Origin of the sequence: Marinobacter azerbaijanicus, from assembly GCF_030250645.1 — a bacterium.
GTDB lineage: Bacteria > Pseudomonadota > Gammaproteobacteria > Pseudomonadales > Oleiphilaceae > Marinobacter > Marinobacter azerbaijanicus.
Genome location: NZ_JASSVS010000016.1, coordinates 35,345 through 51,991 on the forward strand (window position 1 = coordinate 35,345; position 16,647 = coordinate 51,991).

Consider the following 16,647-nt stretch of genomic DNA (forward strand, 5'->3'; position numbering starts at 1 on the left):
CTGGCACGAGACCCGGCAGGCGCGACGCCAGGGAACAGGAGTAATAAGCAGATGAGTATCGAGGCCTACATCCAGGAGCAGGTGCTGGCGGAGCGACTGCGGGACCGAGCGGTTGTGGTGGTCTATGACCCCGATCTTCGCTACCGAGGGCTCTGCCAGGGTCTGGCCAGCGGTTCCACCGAGGTAGTGGATGCCACCGAGAGCAGTATCGAGAGCCGAGAGCAGGCCATGCGGGCCCTCCAGCGCTTGGGGCGAGGAGAGCTGCACGAACTGATGGTGTATGTGCCGGCACCGGCGCCACTGGATGACGAGCATAAGCAGATAGATCCCTTCTCGCCCTTTGCGGCGTGCGGTGGGGTCTTTCCAGACGGAGATGGTGACAGCTTCCAGTCACTCTGCCTCAAGGCCAAGCCGGAGCACGCGGAAGAGATCCGCCGGCTCTTCGCCGAGGATGCCAGTCCCGACTTCGCGGTCATCGATGCCGTCGGTGGTGGTGTGGGCTGGCCCAATCTTCGGGCGCAGCTGGGGGCGGAATCCAGCCGCGACATTCTGCTCGGGCTGATGGCGCCGAATAGCAAGCAGCGACAAGCGCTCCAGGCCAGCGATGCCTGGATCAGCGAGGCGCGCGATCTGTTCAAGCGGACCCTCGGGTTGAAGCTGCGAACTCGCGGCAAGACCTTGTCTTCCATCGCCGATGAGCTTTGGCGCTTCGTGCTCTTCAGCGAATTCGTGTTCGACCTGCCGGAGACACTGCCCGAGACGCTCGCCGACATTCCTCGGGCCGAGGAGGGCGCCCGACCGATCATCGAGGCGCTGTGTGAAACGCTGCGCAATGATCGTCGCCGCCAGGATCTCTACATCGAGAAGGCCAAGGAGATCGAGGAAGAGCTGAACCTGCCCGATCACTGCCAGACGATGATCGATCTGGGGAGACGGGATACCTTCCCCTTCGAGGAACGCACCTTCCTTCAGCAGGCAATGTTGGCCTTCGACGCTGGCGATATCGATCGCGTGCGAGACATTCTGGTCCAGCACGAGCGCTCCGTCTGGACGGGGCATGGCGAGAGCCGCGAGAAATGGTATCTGGTGGATGCAGCCGCCGCCCTGGCGCAGGTGTGTGATGATCTCGGGCAACGGTTGCCGGAGCACTCCGACACCTTGGAGGACCTCGTTCAGTTCTACGTGGGCAGCTTGCGTGAGATGGACCGGCTTCACCGTGAATTCGAGCAGGCGGTGAGCGATTTCGTTTGGCAGGACACTCGCGGCGAGATGGCGTCGCTGATCCAGCGTGCGCGCAAGCGCTACTCCAGCCTGTCGGAGTCGGTGCAGCAGTGCTTTATGCGGTTGATCAAGGAGACGGGTTGGCCGCTGCCCGGCATGCTGGCCAATACCCAGGTCTTCGACCGTCTCGTGGCGCCTCAGCTGAAGCAGAATGGCCATCGTGTGGCCTACTTCATGGTGGATGCGCTGCGCTATGAGCTGGGGGTGGCGCTCGAGAAGCAGCTGGCCGACGATGGTGCGATCGAGATGCAGTCCTCACTGGTTCAGCTGCCCAGCGTGACGCCGGTCGGAATGGCAAGCCTTTTGCCAGGTGCCGACGACCTGCTGACGCTGGAGAAAGGGGAGACGGGGCTTGCCCCTATGCTGGACGGTAAGCCGGTAGGCAGCGTTGCCCAGCGCATGGATGCTTTCCGCCGCCGCTATGGACAGCGCTTTGCCGAGATGCGCCTAGAGGATTTCGTTCGCAACAAGGGACCCAAGATTGCCCCGGATACCGATCTGCTGGTGCTGCGTTCGGTAGAGATCGACAGCCATTCCGAGAATCACCCCGAAACGGCGCCCACCGAGCTCCCCAATGCGCTGAAGCGGATCCGCATGGCCGTAAACCGCCTCGCTGAGCATGGCTTCCATGAGGTGGTGATAGCGACAGATCACGGGTTCTACATGAACAGCCATGCCGGGGCCGGCGACGTGGCCCGCAAGCCCCATGGCGACTGGCTGATCGTTCACGACCGTTGCGCGCTGGGTGATGGCTCAGCTGATGACCACCACCTGGTGATGGAGACCCAGCGCCTCGGGATACGCAGCAACGCCACCAGGCTGGCCGCACCGCTCACCATGGCGCCCTATCGAACCGGGCTGCAATACTTCCATGGTGGCTTGTCGCTACAGGAGTGCGTGGTTGCGGTGATTCGCATGCAGCTGAGAAGCCAGGAGCAGCCCAGCATCAAGCGGCCGAGCGTCAGCATCAGCTATAAGCAGGGGGCAACGCGAATCACTACCCGAGTGCCGGTGATCGATGTAGCTGTTGAGGCGGCCGACATGTTCTCCAGCGAGGGCAGCTACGAGATCCTGCTGGAGGCGCATGACAAGAAGAGCGGCAACGTGGTCGGGGAGGCCAGGGCGACCGGCCCTGTGAACCCGGCGACAGGTACCCTGACCCTGCAGCCAGGCGAAGCGGTGAAGGTGAACCTCAAGATGCAGATGGAGTACGAGGGCAAGTTCAAGGTGAAGGCCCTGGACCCCAGGACCCATACGATCTATAGCCAGATCGACCTCGAAACGGACTATGCGGTGTAAGCCATGGATCAGTTTGACCAGGATAAACTCGACCAGCAGTTGACCTCGCTATTCGATGGCAAGGTGGTGCGCAAGGACCTCCTGCACCGCATCAAGAAGGGCACCAACGTGCCGACCTTCGTGCTCGAGTTTCTGCTGGCGCGCTACTGCGCCAGCGACGAGCCGGAGGAGATCCAGGCCGGTATGGAGGCCGTGCTCGACACCCTGAACGACAACTACGTGCGTCCCAACGAGGCCAACGCGGCCCAGTCCCGGGTCGCCACCAAGGGCAAGCACCGCTTCATCGACAAGGTGCATGTCAACTATGTCGAGAAGGATCGGCGGCACTGGGCGGCCCTGGAGAATTTCGACTCCCGGCGCGTAGCGATCAGCGAGAAGTTCTACCGTGACAACGAGCGGCTTCTCCAGGGTGGGCTCTGGGCAGAGGTGACCATCGCCTACAACGAGATCGAGGATGACGACTACGCCTTCTTCGTCGAGGACCTGCGCCCAATCCAGCTGAGCCGCTTCGACTTCGACCGCTACTGCGAAGGGCGGGAAGCCTTCAGCCGCGATGATTGGATGGACGTGATCCTGCGCTCGGTTGGCCTGGAGCCGAGCAAACTGTCGAAGCGGGTGAAGTTCCACTTCATCGCACGGCTGGCGCCGCTGATCGAGCCCAACTTCAACTTCATTGAGCTCGGGCCCCGGGGCACCGGCAAGTCCTACTTCTACAGCGAGTTCTCACCCTACTCGACGCTGATCAGCGGGGGCCAGGCGACCAAGGCCACGCTGTTCTATAACGTGCAGCGGCGCAAGATAGGCCTGGTGGGGTACTGGGACACCGTGGCCTTCGACGAGGTGGGTGGGATCAAGATCAAGGATCCCGACACCATCCAGATCATGAAGGACTTCATGGCCAACGGTCGCTTCTCCCGCGGCGTCGAGGTGATCGCCCAGGCCTCCATGGCCTATGTGGGCAACCTGGACCTTTCGGTAGAGCAGATCGTCAACTCCGAGGTGTATGACCTCTTCCAGCCGTTGCCCAAGGAGTTCGACCTGGCGGTGCAGGACCGCTTTGCCTGTTACCTGCCAGGCTGGGAGATGCCCAAGAACAGCAGTGAGTTCCTGACCAACAACTACGGCTTCATCACCGACTACCTGGCCGAGGCCTTTCACTACCAGTTCAAGCAGACCAACCGCTACGAAGAAGTCTCCAGCCGGGTGAAGCTGGGTGATGCCGTGGAGGGGCGTGACGAGAAGGGCATCAAGAAGACCCTCTGTGCCTTCCTCAAGATCCTCCATCCCAACGGCAAGCCCAGCGATGAGGAGTTCGAGGAGTACGTGGCCTATGCGGTGGAGTCGCGCCGCCGGGTCAAGGAGCAAATGAACAAGCGCAAGACCGATGACGAGTTCTCGCGCATCAATCTCTCCTACTTCACGGCTTTAGGCAAGGAGGTGGTGGTCTACTGCCCGGAATCAAAGACTGCCACGGCTACTCAGGAGCCAAGCCGGCGTAATATCCATGCAGGAGAGGAGGGCGACGAGGCGAAAAGCGAAGCCCCGACGAGCTCACTCGTGGCTGCCGAGGTGCCGCTGGCCACTGAGTTGTCTGTCCCAGCCATCGAACCCGAGACCAGCGTTGAGCCCCAGGAGCAGCATTTCACGATTCACTATGGCGACACTGGCTACAGCTATGAGTCGCTGATCCTGCCATACCTGAAGGGCGCCAAGCTTGTGGAAATCGAGGACCCCTACATCAGGGCCAATCATCAGACCCATAACTTCGTGCGCTTCTGCGAGGCGGTCATCAAGTCTCCCACTGTGCGCAAGATCGTGCTGACGACGAGCTATGATCAGGACACCGATCTGAAGATGCTCGAAGACCGCTTCGAGGAGCTGAAGCAGAGCCTTTTGGAACTGGATATCGAGCTAAAGGTACTGATCAATGAGAACCTGCATGACCGGGAAATCAAGATCGACAATGGCTGGGTGATCAAGATCGGACGGGGGTTGGACTTCTATCAGAAGCCCGACCTATGGTTTGGGGTCGGGGCGCATGATCTCAGCATGCGGCGTTGCCTTGAGACGAAGGTAGATATTTTTCGTAAATAGGTATTTGCTTAGTTAGAATTAATATATGCCGCTTAACGATAAGCAGAAAAGCATCCTCATGAGGCGTAAGCCTTCTATGAAAGGGGATGGCTATAATTAGAAAGAGGTTATGGAGTTGTCCTCCTGGCTAATGAGTAAGGGGTATACCCGACAAGCTGCCTATGCTAAGGCTAGGAAGAAATACAATGAAGCATACAGAAAGTCGGCGCGTAGATTTTATCATGGCGGTGGAGTTAAGCCGAAGTAAGACCTAGAGAAGGGAAACTGGTAAGGCTGATTGAAAAATCAGGTGGGAGCTAAGATTTCTGATTTAAGCGAAAAATCAAAAAAATAGAAAATAAGGACGAGCATGAACGCAAAAGTTTTGCTCGCAGGGGTTGGGTTGACGTTATTGTCAGGGTGTGCATCTACAATCCAGTATGGGAGCGGAGATGTCGCCACAGAGGTAGACGACCAGATATAAGTTCTTAACCTAGAGATGGATCGGCATATTCGCTCGGGTTTTTTCTCTAACGAGATAAGGAACGATGTATCACTTTACGTGAACGGTATCCGTTCCATTCGCGGTCCACTCCACAGTGATGGCTCTGGGTATCTGCAAGGTAGTTACGATGGGAAGCCCGTCTCTTTAGATTGCATCAAGCCGAACGCATTTACTAACACACAATGTGATGTACATATCGCAGGCCGTAAAATCGATACTCTAAATTTTACGCCGGGCTCAAGGTGAGTCTATGCTTTCAGAAGTACTTTTATTCTAGACTTCCATTAACGCTTCGACCTTTGCGACAATTGTCGTAAAGGTCGAAGCTTCGGCGTGGCTATACTTGCAATTGGGATGGTTGCAAGACGGGCACAGTCTGACTGCCACGGCTTCCTATGGCCTCGAACGTTAGATCTATTGCTTCAACCATTTTCTCTTCCAGCTCACTAGAAAGCAACAAATGGTCTTGGTGGGCGGGGGCTGATAGGTCACGCCGTAGCTCCTCGAAGCGTTCTCCCATGCGTAGAAACAGTTCTTCGTCACCGGACTCCAATATATCAAGATGAAGTGAGCGAAAGCCAAGTTGTACTTTGGCAGAGTGCTCAATATCTGATTCTATTGCTTTTCGATACCTTTTGAAAACGCTCCTGACTTGTATGATAAGTTGATTTTTCATTTCTACAGCGCGATTTTTCACATCCAGATAGTCCATGAGCGAGAGTCTCCGGTAGCATAGCTCCTGCCCCAAGACAGAGCTGTAAGCGCTGATGCCACAAACGTCTATTTGCTCATATTCGAAAACGCTCTCTATTTCCTCAAGTATGTCTTGTATATCATCTTCTGCTTTTAAATCTGCTTTATTGGCTATTATGTAAATTTCTTTTTTCGAGATGTTGTTTAGTTCGTGAATAAACTCCAGATCGGGAGCGGGGACGGTACCATTTACGTCGAGACCAATCACCCAAAGTACGGCGTTGGACTGTGTGACGTATTGTAAAGCAGTTTCACGATCATGCTGAGTAAAGCCACCGGTGTCGGCGGGGTCGTACCCAGGAGTATCGATGAAACAGATGTGTTCTAGTCCGTTTTCACCCAGTTGAGTCCCCACTGATATATAGGGCATTACAGTTTTTAAATCGAAGGGGAAGGTCCGTACGAAGTCGTGGGTAATGGCATCAAATTCTTTGATAGTGAGTGGTACGGATCCCCCTTGTTTAGAATAGGCTTGAATGCTAGAGTTGGTAGCGCCGGAGACATATGTAGGAATAGCAGTTACCGGATTAAGACCAACGGCTAGACGAAATTCAGAATCTTGAATAAAGCTGTTGACGAATTCCGATTTTCCGCTACTAAAGCCGCCAGAAACAGCAAGAATGTTTTTGCTGTGTATCCCTGGAAAACCCGCGATCAAAGCTAGTTCTTTACCAATACCTTGCAACTCTATAACTGCCAAAGCTTCATTGGGTAAAGAAGTAACTTGATTCGCGAACCGCATGAATTCCTCTTCGAAAAGTTTCTTGAACTGCTTTAACCCATTGTTTTCCTGAGGAATTGCACTAAGTAGACGGGTAATCAATCCATGCTTGGTAGTTAATTTTTCGTAATCTTGTTGAAGCTGGTGGTTTCTCTTTTGCAAGTTATGCACTTGCTCAATTGTTTTGTTATGGTTTATCTCGCGTCGGGTGGCTTCAGTTTCCTGATAACTCTGTGTGGCCACGAACTTTCGACAAAGTTCGTTTAGTTGTCCACAACGTTCCTGGGTGGCACTCAGGGCGTTTGACTGTAGCTCGTACTTCTTTTCGGCAGCCGACAGCGATTCTTGTACTGCTTCGACGATAGGCTTGCGGCGCCATACCCATAAGGACGCAAGTTTGGTAAGTTGTACATGAGTTTCTTCGTGAATCAGGGTGCTCATGCTTGCCTTGCCTCCGCTAGGTCGTCAACCAGCCTGGCAAAACGGTCAAGCGACTCTGCCTTGTTTTCAATATCGTGTCGCAGTCGTTCGATACGTTCGTCGAGTGATTTGTAAAAAGTGGAAGCGATATCGGCAGGAAGGCTACTTTCTACATTGGCAATATAATTCTTGATGGACCCATCTAGTTGAATCTTGAGATTGGTTACAAAGCGTTCTGCTTCTTCTTGATAACTTTCCGCGTCTGTACCTTTTAACCTTCCACGAGGGCGGAGCATGTTAGGCAGAGTGGCATCGACTTTAAATTCCTGCACAGGAATGCTATACACCACGTTGTTGATAGTTTGTCTAGCAAGCGTGGCATCGACTTGTTCGTCACCTACCGTTTGGCGGTAGGTGTCTACAAGCACTTGAAAGAGGTTTTTCCGCCATTCGTGACGTGTTTTACGCGCACGCTCATGTAACTTTTGTGAAACGTTTGTCAAGTAGTGGCTGAGTGCGCTGGCAACGGGTGCAGTATTTACTACCGCTCTTGATTCAGTACGCCATTCCGTACCGCCTCCCCATAAGAACTTGGCAACCACCGATAAGCCACCTTTTTCGTGTTCGTAGGAGTATTCTTCGGTGCCTCCTGCGCTCTGTTGCTTAGCGGTGGCAGTCTCATAAAGACTTTCAAGTGTGTCAGTGAGATCAGCGCGCATGTCTTCCACGAGCTTGAGGCGAACGCTTTCGAAATCGCTGCGCATACGCTCGGTCAACTCAGTTTTCATGGTTGAGAGCTCTGATTTTTTTGCGGCAAGCTGGGTTATATCAGTAAGCTTCAGGGTGGTCTGATTTTCACGCGCCTGGCTGAGAATGGCATCATGATAACGTGTCATCGCATGTGTCTTGGCGCGTAGCAGATCGTCTCGGCGCCTTGCCATTATAGCATCCTTCTGGCGACGAGCATCTTCAAGAACTTCGCTCAGTCTGGAAATATTGCCCAGTCGTTCTAGCTGCTTGCCTACACTCTCATCTAGATTGTTGCTAAAGTGAGCTGGATAATGTTGTAAAAGGTTTGACCATGATTTTTGCTCGGCGCTATCCCAGTTAATTTTATCATCCAGTCTTTGGCTAAGTGCATGGGCCATACCTGAGACATTGACAATCCGCTTTTCTGGATATTGAATTAACGCGTCAAAGGTGCTGCCGACTTCGGGACTCTGTTGCCTAAGTTGACGCAGAGTATCTGTGACATGCCGTCCGAGACGACAGGTTACTTTGGCGAGAGCATCACCGATATCAGCCATTTTGGTGTCACTGCCATATAATACATTGTCAACCTGACTCGCCACCAGATAAAGCTCATGTACACCTTCCTTGGTCGATATGCGTCCCATTAGATCGATGTCTGTGGCATTCAGGCACTGTCCCGCCGGACTGACGATAAAAACAACATCACAATGCATCAGAAGTTCGTTAGTCCGTCTTTCGCGGGAAACAATGGGGTCATTCAGCCCGGGGGTGTCTATAACCCTTATGTCCTTGAGGCTTTCAAGGGGTAAGTAAAGGTGCACGCTCTTGGTAAAAGGCATATATGCACCTTCAGCACCCACATAGTCACCCAAGGTTGCCTTAAGGCTCTTGAGATCCTTTGCCTTAAGCCTCGCTGATGTGCTTGTTCCAACCGTCTCCACGCCGCTATTTCGAATTCTGTTGTATTGGTCGTGAGCTGCTGTCAATAGTTCATTTTCTTGTGTGATTTTTCGTGCCAATTTCAGAGATCTGACCCGTATCTTTTCCATTATTTCAGGCGGTGGCTGTATATCAGAAGCACCCGCCTTGGCTGGCCATTCCTGTGTTCGCCTTTGCTCTGCCTTCAGCAACTCCCTTTCTTGTCGTTGCCTTTCCTCTTCGAACCGCCTTTCGTATTCTTCCGCCTGGAGCCGGATGGCCTCCAAATCATCCTGCGAATAATACTCCACTTCAGCTAATAGTTCCTCACCATAGGTCATAGTGGTAAGTGCTGCTGTCATAGGTGTAGCTGCTTTGGGGAGTACCGATTTACCATCGAAGAAGAGAGCGTTTAGCAGTGAAGATTTTCCGGCTTTAACGCGCCCGATAATACCTACTTGCATCAGGCGTTCTTGCTCCTCTATTGAAGAGAATGCTTGTTCAAGTGCATCGGCACTTTCTACGCCATGCTCAGCACGCAGCATATTTGCCTCCGTGCCCAATATCACCGTATTGCGAGCCAGTATCTCTTCAAGCTTGCGGGCGCGTTGAATTAGCTGCTCTTTTTGCATCTAAATGGCCTCCCGGTAGAGGTGTTGGCTAGCAAGACGTTGGATCTTTTGCTGTACGCTTGTAAGGTGCTCAACTTGGCTCAAGATGTCACTCTTGTTATCGCGTTGCTCCAGAGTTACCTTGCTGAGAGTAAGCTGATGCTCCTTGATCTTATTCTCGAAAGTGGCTGATATATTTTCAACAAGACTTTCGACTTGATCATTATAAATTTCCGGTAATTTAGCCTGCAATTGCCGCTTGACTCCCGGGATGAGTTGGCTAGTTATTTGTCTTCTGAGTTCCTCTCGCTGTCGTTTCCGCATCAGCCCTGATAGGAGTTCTGGAAGGAAAATAATCACAAGCTCTATGAGTGGTATAACAATGCTGGTTGTTACTGCTAGAGTGGTAGTCAGTGCTCTGTAGAGATGAATGTTTCGAGTGGTTTTGTCCTTGTTCTCATTGTTGCTTCCATTGACTGAATTATTATGGTTTACATCACCTTGACTTGCAGGATGGGCGTTTTTCTCACTCATTTTTTCCGAAAATGACTGGATAGAGGTGGACAGTCGTTGTGTGCCACTCTGAACTCTTTCGGCAAAATCTGCAAGCCAGTCTTCACCAATTTCAAAACCGTTTAGTTTAATGTAAAGCTCATTCACTTCCGTTGTTAGTTTATCGACAACCGTGCTGTTGATTTCATTCATTTCGCGTTTTATTTCGCTCAATAATACGCTTCGAGTGATATCTGAAACCACTAACCCTACGGCTTTCCTGTCTCCGGACATGGCTGTGTCTGTAAGCTCGTGAATCGCCTGGCTGAGCTCAGTTTCCACAGCATGGATACAGCGGTGAATGCTAGCGTCTGAGTGGCGAGACTGAACCTCTGAAAGGATGCTGTCTCGCTTGGAAACAATTTTTTCCAGTGTAAGTTGCATCTCCTGAATTGTGTCGTCACAGTCATCAGCGCCTTGTTGAAGTCCTGCGATAGATAGCCCCAGAGTGCCGCTCAGGTCTAGGTGAAGGTCCTTCATCGATCGGCCATGAATGCGCTCGTAGAGATTTTCTGGATCTATCTCTCGCAATCGTGTGGCCAGTTCTTCCTGATCATCTTGCCCCATTGCGCTAACAGTTATCTCCTCGCCGAAAAGTAGGCTAGCCTGATCTTGGACGCGCGCTAAGATATCCGCCAGCTCATCTTGAGGCTTAAGATTAGCTTTGCTGACTATGAAGGAGAAGGATTGTTCTAGTTGGTTGATGTCACGTAAATGTCGCTGAAGCGATTTGGTAATTGTTCCTTCTTCGGCACTAATTAACACTAGATAGTGCGCGCCATTGCCTATGTAACGACTTATCGCTTTGTTATGGTTGGCAAGGGTTGAGTCGAATCCTGGCATATCGACCAATACCAAGGGACTTAGTCGGCGTAAAACGTCGCTATCGATATACAGCACCAAGTGAGAAAACTCGTCGACTCGAGGCTTAATAGCCTCCATTTCTTCGAGCTTGAATTTGACTATGCTGCCATCGCTACGTATGGCTTCAACGCGTTCATCACTGCTTGCGCGCAGTTCGGTAGCCAGGTCGGTCTCGGGAGAAATATCGACGGGTAGTGTAGGCCGTCCCAGCAGAGTGTTAAGCGCTGTACTTTTTCCTGAGCTAAATACGCCAATGACTGGAATAATAAGCTCTTCCTGGATTAATTGAGATTTAATTTCTTCTAACCTTTCGACCGAAACAGGCGTGTGTGCCAGCGCATTAGTGGCTTCGGTGAGGTAACGGGCGTAACTGGTCTGAATGTTAAGCATTTATATCGCCTTCTTCCTTGGTGTGATTTGCACCGCACTAGTCAATATTTTCGGCGGCGAATAAGCTTAGTTATTTTTATCTGTGGTTTGTAAGTCTCAAATGTAATTGATGTTGAAACGCTGATATTGGTGACCTTTGTTCTGCCTTTAGCTTATGGAAAGCCGTGCGCTTGGGATTCTCAAGAACTTACCGGTTCTTGGTCGAGCTGCGCTAATATCTTCTCGGCGGTGGCCCGCATGTCATCACGCCATGCCTTGGGCTCGATGACCGTCACACTCGCTCCCATCCCTCTCAACCACCACAGCGTCTGCTGATCGTCCGGCACTACGGCTTCCAGGCGTTGCCAGTCGCTGTCGGGAAACGGCGTTAAGGTCTGCTCTTCGGCCAGCGGTGTCACCGTCAGCAGCCAGGCGACCTGGGGCTCGACGTGGGCGATTAGCCGGACGTCATCCGTGTTCTGCGGGTAGCCGAAGGCCCCACCGCGGATGTATTCGTCCAGGTTGAAGCCCGTGGATTCTTGCCACGGCGTGTCGCTGAAGTCAGCGGCTTCAATGCGCTGCAGGGCGAACTGACGAATATCTTCAAAGTCGTTCACGGTGGCGAGCAGGTAGGTCACGCTGTGGCGGCTCACCAGGCCCTGCGGGTGAAGCGTGAAAATCTTGTGCTCTTCCCGACTGCGCGACAGGTAGGTCACGTCCAGCGCTCGTTGTTCCAGCAGCGCCTGGGCGACGGTTTGCCAGATAACCTCTCCGAGTCGGGCGGGTATCAGTGCCTTGCCGTTGGGTATCGCGCGCACGCGCTTGGCCCACTGGCTGAGTCCGTTGCGCTGCACCTCATCGAGCAGTTGCCGGGCGCTCTGTAAGTGAGGAGTAAGCTGTCCGATCACCACCGGCGGTAGCAACCCTTTCAGGTACTCTTCGGCCAGCACGAGGGTCAGCGCGCTCGGTACGTCGAGGGCCGGCAGGTTGCAGTGGTAGTCGCGGTCGAAGAACCAGCGATAGGGCTTCTTGCTATCGTCGCAGCTCAGAGGAAAGTATTGCGAGATCCGGCCCCGCAGGTCGCGCTGCAGGGAACGGTTGTCGATGATGAAACCACGCTCTCGCAGCTTTTCCAGCAGTACCGGCGTACTGATTCGGCCCGGGTAGCGCGGTATCAGTTGAAGCATGGTCAAGAAGCGAAACAGGGTGTCGCGGCTCTCGGACATGATGGCCCTTGTGGGTTGGCTCTTTCTCGTACTGGCCTTCGTCAGCCTAACCGCTGCATACGAAGGTCCCCTATGCGCTGGATCAACCAAAGCGCCTTCCGTGTGCTGTTCGCCGAGGCGATCTCGGGTATCGCCAGCAGTGAATCGACTCTTTTCGCCCACGCCTGGGCGCACTCCGTACGATCCTTGGCGGTGGGCTCCAATCGGTCAATAAAGTCCTCTTCGGCCAAACGGGGGTGAAACTTTAGCCATTCGTGAATTTCGGTCAGTGGCTTGCCAATGCAGGCAGGGAAGAAAGCAGCCTTGCCGGGTAGAGCGATACCCAGCAACAGCAGTACGGCATTGGCTTCATGGTCGCAGGCCAGATGCCAGCGATGACAATCGGGGACCGGAACCGGAAGAAAATGTCCGGCTGCACAATGCCATACCAGATGAGCTTGCATGTAGCACCGGGTCGCATCATCCAGGCCGGCACTCCAGAGCGGGTTGAAACGTATGGCGGCACCGTCCGTGGCAGCCGTATCGAGTTTTGTATCTTCAATCAGGGGCAGGTGAGCGGCCAGGGCCCAGGTCAGTGGTTGGCCTTGTTGCCATCGCGCTCGATCAGTGAGCCATCTGTCTAGTTGCTGGTCATCATGCGGCTGAGTCCTTGGCTCCACGGAAAGGGTCGAGTGTGGGTGCGTCATGATAGTCTCCTGGCAAGTGCGCTTGCCTCACTATCGCACCGGGTAGCGACGATTCTTGTCGCATCATTGTAAAACGTAGCCGTGGCTTCTAGGGCTATGTTGGGTTAGTGAGTAGCAACAGTCTCTTGCTGCCTGCATTGGCTAGTGATTTCCTTGTTTCGTAATGGATCTGTGATCGAGGAGGTGCCTTCGGCATGGTTCATATGCAGTGGAGCCTACTTTTTTGCACTTCTGGTTTGCCCAATAGCCCAGGGGCAAGATACCTGCATCGCGGGGAAGAGGGGGGTCACCATAAGCGCCGTACGCGGTTGCGCGTACTAAGTCATTTGTTCATCCCGCCTCATTCACGAGGATGCTGATTGAGCGGTCTGAAGGTCCTGGCTGGTGGCAATGCTTACCAGGATCGGCCTCTTCAGCGCGAGTAGCCGTTGAGTAATTCTTGAGCGCTGCCTTTTCCCGCTTCCTTATAGCTCTTTGGAATCAATTGCGACCGTCCAATCAGATGTTATCGTCGACCCCTGCTCCAGTCGCTCGCTTTCTGATGTTGTGGTGGTCTCGCAGGAGCGTCAGCTCAGTGCGGTCAGCTTCGGCAGCCCCTTCAGCAGCGTCGGCCACCACTTGTCGGCGGCGGCACCCAGATGAACGGTGATTCGCCGAGCGTGCAGCCTCAGCGTGGCGGCGACCTTCAGCACCTGCTCGCGCATCCGGCTGAGGCTCCAGCCTTGCCGGGTCTGCCGCTCCAGCAGACAGCGCAGGCCATGCAGGACCTGGTAGGCGTAGAGGCTGAGCAGCAGGCTCACCTCGTTGCGGGCCATCACGTCCTGGACGGTGGAGGCACCGCGATCCGTCGACGAGAGGTGCACGTCGAGCGCCGACTTCACCTCGCCCATGTGCGCCTCGGCGCTGCCGCGCTTGCGGTAGAGCGCCAGAATCTTCTCAGGCGGCCAGTCGAACTTGCCGAGGTTGGTGACCAGGAAGAAGGCATGCAGCAGAAGATCATCGGGGCGCTCTTGCACCACCAATACCACGCGACGCGGTGCCGGCCAGGTACCCGCTTGGTACTCCAGGTCGTGGCACCACTCGCGAGGCTGCTCGGGTGGCCGGCCGGGTGGCCGCTTTAGGAGTGGCGCCGCCCGCTTCTGCAGGCCGGTGTGACTACGCAGCCGGCCCAGGTACTCGATGTCGCGATCTTCCAGGGCCTCCAGCGTCGCGTTGTCGGTGAAACCGGCGTCGATGCGCACGCGAACCTGGGCGCCGGTGCTCTCATTGAGTCGCCGCACCAGATGCGGGATCCAGGTGTCGGCATTCTCGGCTGGGCCGGCGTTGCCCTCTCGCAGCAGGCCGCCCACCATGTCGCCTGTTTCGGCCAGCGAGGCGACCAGCGGGGAGTAAATGCGGGCTCCGTAAAGGCCATGATAGGCCGACCCGCCTTGGTGGCCATGCACCTCGATCGGCAGGCCGTCGATGTCCAGCGTCAGCTGCTTGGGGCACTCACCGTTCTTCAGCGAGGCCAGGCGCCAGACCACCAGCCGCAGCAGGCCTTCGTGCACGGCATCGATGTTGTCGTTTCGGCCAAGGCAGCTCAGCAGCCGCGACAGCGTGGCTTGAGACGGCCGATCCTGGGCCAGGGGCGTCATCCCGCGCGCATCGCTGCAGACCAACTGCCAGAGCGGGTCACGGCTCAGGGTGTCGGTATCGCTGAGATCGATCCAGCCCATCGCCCGTTGCAGCACCAAGGTGCGCAGCTGACTGGCCAGCGAGTGGCGGATGCGTAGCGGGTTACGGAAGTCGACCAGATTGTCTTCCAGCGCCTCGATCACGCCGCTGTTGTCGAGGGCTTCACGCAGCAGCAGAGCGCCGCTGTCGCTGGTGGTGCGTTGGCCGCTCAGCTCGACACGGACAGAGCCGTTGCACGAGGGCGACCAGGCCGTTAGGGTTTCACCCATGGCGAGTGGTCCTCTTGAATCGTGTTCTGCCAGGAACAGTTTGATTCTACAAGAGAAAACCACTCGCCATCTTCGTTTTCAGGCCGCCCTCATGAATAAGCCGGGTTCATGGCTCGGCACGCTGTTACGACGATTCGGTATGCCTAGGAAGGGCATCCTGTGCTTGTGATTCCTCGGTAACTATGTATCGCGTGGAGCGTAGGAAGGAGTTCAAGCAATATAATCAGCCCACTCCTGCATCATCGCCCGACGCTTCTCGAACAGGTCGCCTCGTCGGTACGCGGCCTCCACCTTGTTCTCGATAGTGTGGGCCAGTGCCATTTCGGCGACATCCCGCGGATAGCTGGAAACCTCACCTGACCAGTCGCGAAAGCTCGATCGGAAGCCGTGGGGTACGTAGTCGCCACGCTCGCCACCGACGCCATACCCCATGCCGCGCATCAGTTGCAGCATCGCCATGTTCGACAGGGGTCTGCCGAGCCGTGCTCCAGGGAAAACGTAAGGATTACCCTGCAACCGCGGCAGGTCGGAAAGCAGTGACACTGCCTGGGTGGGTAGCGGAACCCTATGCTCCCGGCGCGCTTTCATGCGCTCTGCTGGTATCGTCCAGGTTGCGTTCTCGAGGTCGATTTCCTGCCACTCCGTGCGCAGTACTTCCGAAGTCCTTGTCGCTGTCAGGATCAGGAACTGCAGCGCCTTGGAGGAAATGCTGGTATAGCCCTTAAGATCAGCCATGAAGGCAGCAACTTCATCGTATGGCATAGCAGGGTGGTGGCTGACCTTCTTGACCCGGGAGGGCTTGGCCAGCAGCTTGTCCAAGTGGCCGCGCCATCGCGCAGGATTGGATTCATCGCGGTACTTGTGAGCTGCGGCATAGTCCAGGACGTTTTCGATTCGCCCCTGTACCCGTTTGGCTGTTTCTGTCTTCGATATCCAGATAGGATTGAGAATCGATACGATATCTTGGGTGTCGATCTCGTCCACCGGCATATTGCCAATTACCGGGCGAGCATACGCTTTCAGCGTGCTGACCCACTGTCGAGCGTGCTTCGCATTGCGCCAACTGCGCCGGTGGGATTGGATGTACCGAGCAGCGCAACTCGTGAAGGTTGGCGTAGAGGTCTCTTGCTGTTCTGCATCTCGTGCCTGAATCGGGTCGGCTCCGTCCTTGGCGAGACGACGATAATGCTCAGCCTTGCGACGAGCATCAGCCAGGCCGGTGTCAGGGAAGCTTCCCAGCCCCATCTCACGGCGCTTGCCCTTCAGCGTAAATCGGAGCACCCACTTCTTTGCTCCGCCCCCTGAGACTACCAGACGAAGGCCGCCGCCATCCTCATGCTTGCCAGGCCCTGCTGTGGCGACCTTGCGTGGACTGAGTTTGTGTATTGCCATCGCTGCCCTTTCTCCATGGCAGGGGAAGGGTGGTCCCCCAAATAGTCCCCCAAGATGATAGGATTACGATAGACCTTGCGAGACGTTGATGCAATACAAGTGCATGATATCAAATGGGTGTGTAGAGCTATCAGGACATCGTGGGAATCTAAGATAACGGACTCCCCCTCCGCCACAGAATATGAAAAGCCGCTGATTTCAGCGGCTTTTTTTGTAGTCACCTAGCCCAAGCGTCAGTTGGCTTCCATCGGCTGCTAGGGGGCCTGTCCCAACCCGGC

General features: G+C 54.9%; 9 protein-coding genes. 2 read left to right on the forward strand and 7 right to left on the reverse strand.

Features of this window, described 5'->3' with window-relative positions; all coding sequences use genetic code 11:
* The first annotated feature begins 51 nt into the window (after positions 1–51).
* Both QPM17_RS21390 and brxL read left to right on the forward strand, forming a co-directional pair.
* On the forward strand, positions 52–2,580 hold the full coding sequence (locus QPM17_RS21390) for a PglZ domain-containing protein (protein WP_285393721.1): 2,529 nt from the start codon (positions 52–54) through the stop codon (positions 2,578–2,580).
* Positions 2,581–2,583: 3 nt separating this feature from the next.
* Positions 2,584–4,674 carry a BREX system Lon protease-like protein BrxL gene (gene brxL, locus QPM17_RS21395; protein WP_285393722.1) on the forward strand — a complete coding sequence of 697 codons (2,091 nt, stop codon included), beginning with the start codon at positions 2,584–2,586 and terminating at the stop codon, positions 4,672–4,674.
* Positions 4,675–5,495: 821 nt separating this feature from the next.
* On the opposite strand, the gene QPM17_RS21400 is transcribed toward brxL, so the two are convergent.
* The 7 genes from QPM17_RS21400 to QPM17_RS21430 form a co-directional block, all read right to left on the reverse strand.
* On the reverse strand, positions 5,496–7,073 hold the full coding sequence (locus tag QPM17_RS21400) for a dynamin family protein (RefSeq protein ID WP_285393724.1): 1,578 nt from the start codon (positions 7,071–7,073) through the stop codon (positions 5,496–5,498).
* Positions 7,070–9,355 carry a dynamin family protein gene (locus QPM17_RS21405; protein ID WP_285393725.1) on the reverse strand — a complete coding sequence of 762 codons (2,286 nt, stop codon included), beginning with the start codon at positions 9,353–9,355 and terminating at the stop codon, positions 7,070–7,072. The genes QPM17_RS21400 and QPM17_RS21405 overlap by 4 nt, the downstream gene beginning before the upstream one ends.
* Positions 9,356–11,140 carry a dynamin family protein gene (locus QPM17_RS21410; protein ID WP_285393727.1) on the reverse strand — a complete coding sequence of 595 codons (1,785 nt, stop codon included), beginning with the start codon at positions 11,138–11,140 and terminating at the stop codon, positions 9,356–9,358. It abuts the gene before it with no gap.
* A gap of 179 nt (positions 11,141–11,319) precedes the next feature.
* A complete protein-coding gene (locus tag QPM17_RS21415; protein WP_285393729.1) occupies positions 11,320–12,345 on the reverse strand; it encodes a helix-turn-helix transcriptional regulator in 1,026 nt (341 codons plus the stop codon).
* Positions 12,346–12,386: 41 nt separating this feature from the next.
* A complete protein-coding gene (locus QPM17_RS21420) occupies positions 12,387–13,031 on the reverse strand; it encodes a DUF2201 family putative metallopeptidase (protein ID WP_285393731.1) in 645 nt (214 codons plus the stop codon).
* A gap of 566 nt (positions 13,032–13,597) precedes the next feature.
* A complete protein-coding gene (locus tag QPM17_RS21425; protein ID WP_285393735.1) occupies positions 13,598–15,016 on the reverse strand; it encodes an IS1380 family transposase in 1,419 nt (472 codons plus the stop codon).
* Positions 15,017–15,187: 171 nt separating this feature from the next.
* On the reverse strand, positions 15,188–16,369 hold the full coding sequence (locus tag QPM17_RS21430) for a tyrosine-type recombinase/integrase (RefSeq protein ID WP_285393733.1): 1,182 nt from the start codon (positions 16,367–16,369) through the stop codon (positions 15,188–15,190).
* Positions 16,370–16,647: the final 278 nt, after the last annotated feature.

Bases quoted from the DNA above. Each gene is read 5' to 3' on its own strand.
- QPM17_RS21390 (WP_285393721.1), top strand. From the start codon at position 52: ATGAGTATCGAGGCCTACATCCAGGAGCAGGTGCTGGCGGAGCGACTG.
- brxL (WP_285393722.1), top strand. From the start codon at position 2,584: ATGGATCAGTTTGACCAGGATAAACTCGACCAGCAGTTGACCTCGCTA.
- QPM17_RS21400 (WP_285393724.1), bottom strand. From the start codon at position 7,073: ATGAGCACCCTGATTCACGAAGAAACTCATGTACAACTTACCAAACTT.
- QPM17_RS21405 (WP_285393725.1), bottom strand. From the start codon at position 9,355: ATGCAAAAAGAGCAGCTAATTCAACGCGCCCGCAAGCTTGAAGAGATA.
- QPM17_RS21410 (WP_285393727.1), bottom strand. From the start codon at position 11,140: ATGCTTAACATTCAGACCAGTTACGCCCGTTACCTCACCGAAGCCACT.
- QPM17_RS21415 (WP_285393729.1), bottom strand. From the start codon at position 12,345: ATGTCCGAGAGCCGCGACACCCTGTTTCGCTTCTTGACCATGCTTCAA.
- QPM17_RS21420 (WP_285393731.1), bottom strand. From the start codon at position 13,031: ATGACGCACCCACACTCGACCCTTTCCGTGGAGCCAAGGACTCAGCCG.
- QPM17_RS21430 (WP_285393733.1), bottom strand. From the start codon at position 16,369: ATGGCAATACACAAACTCAGTCCACGCAAGGTCGCCACAGCAGGGCCT.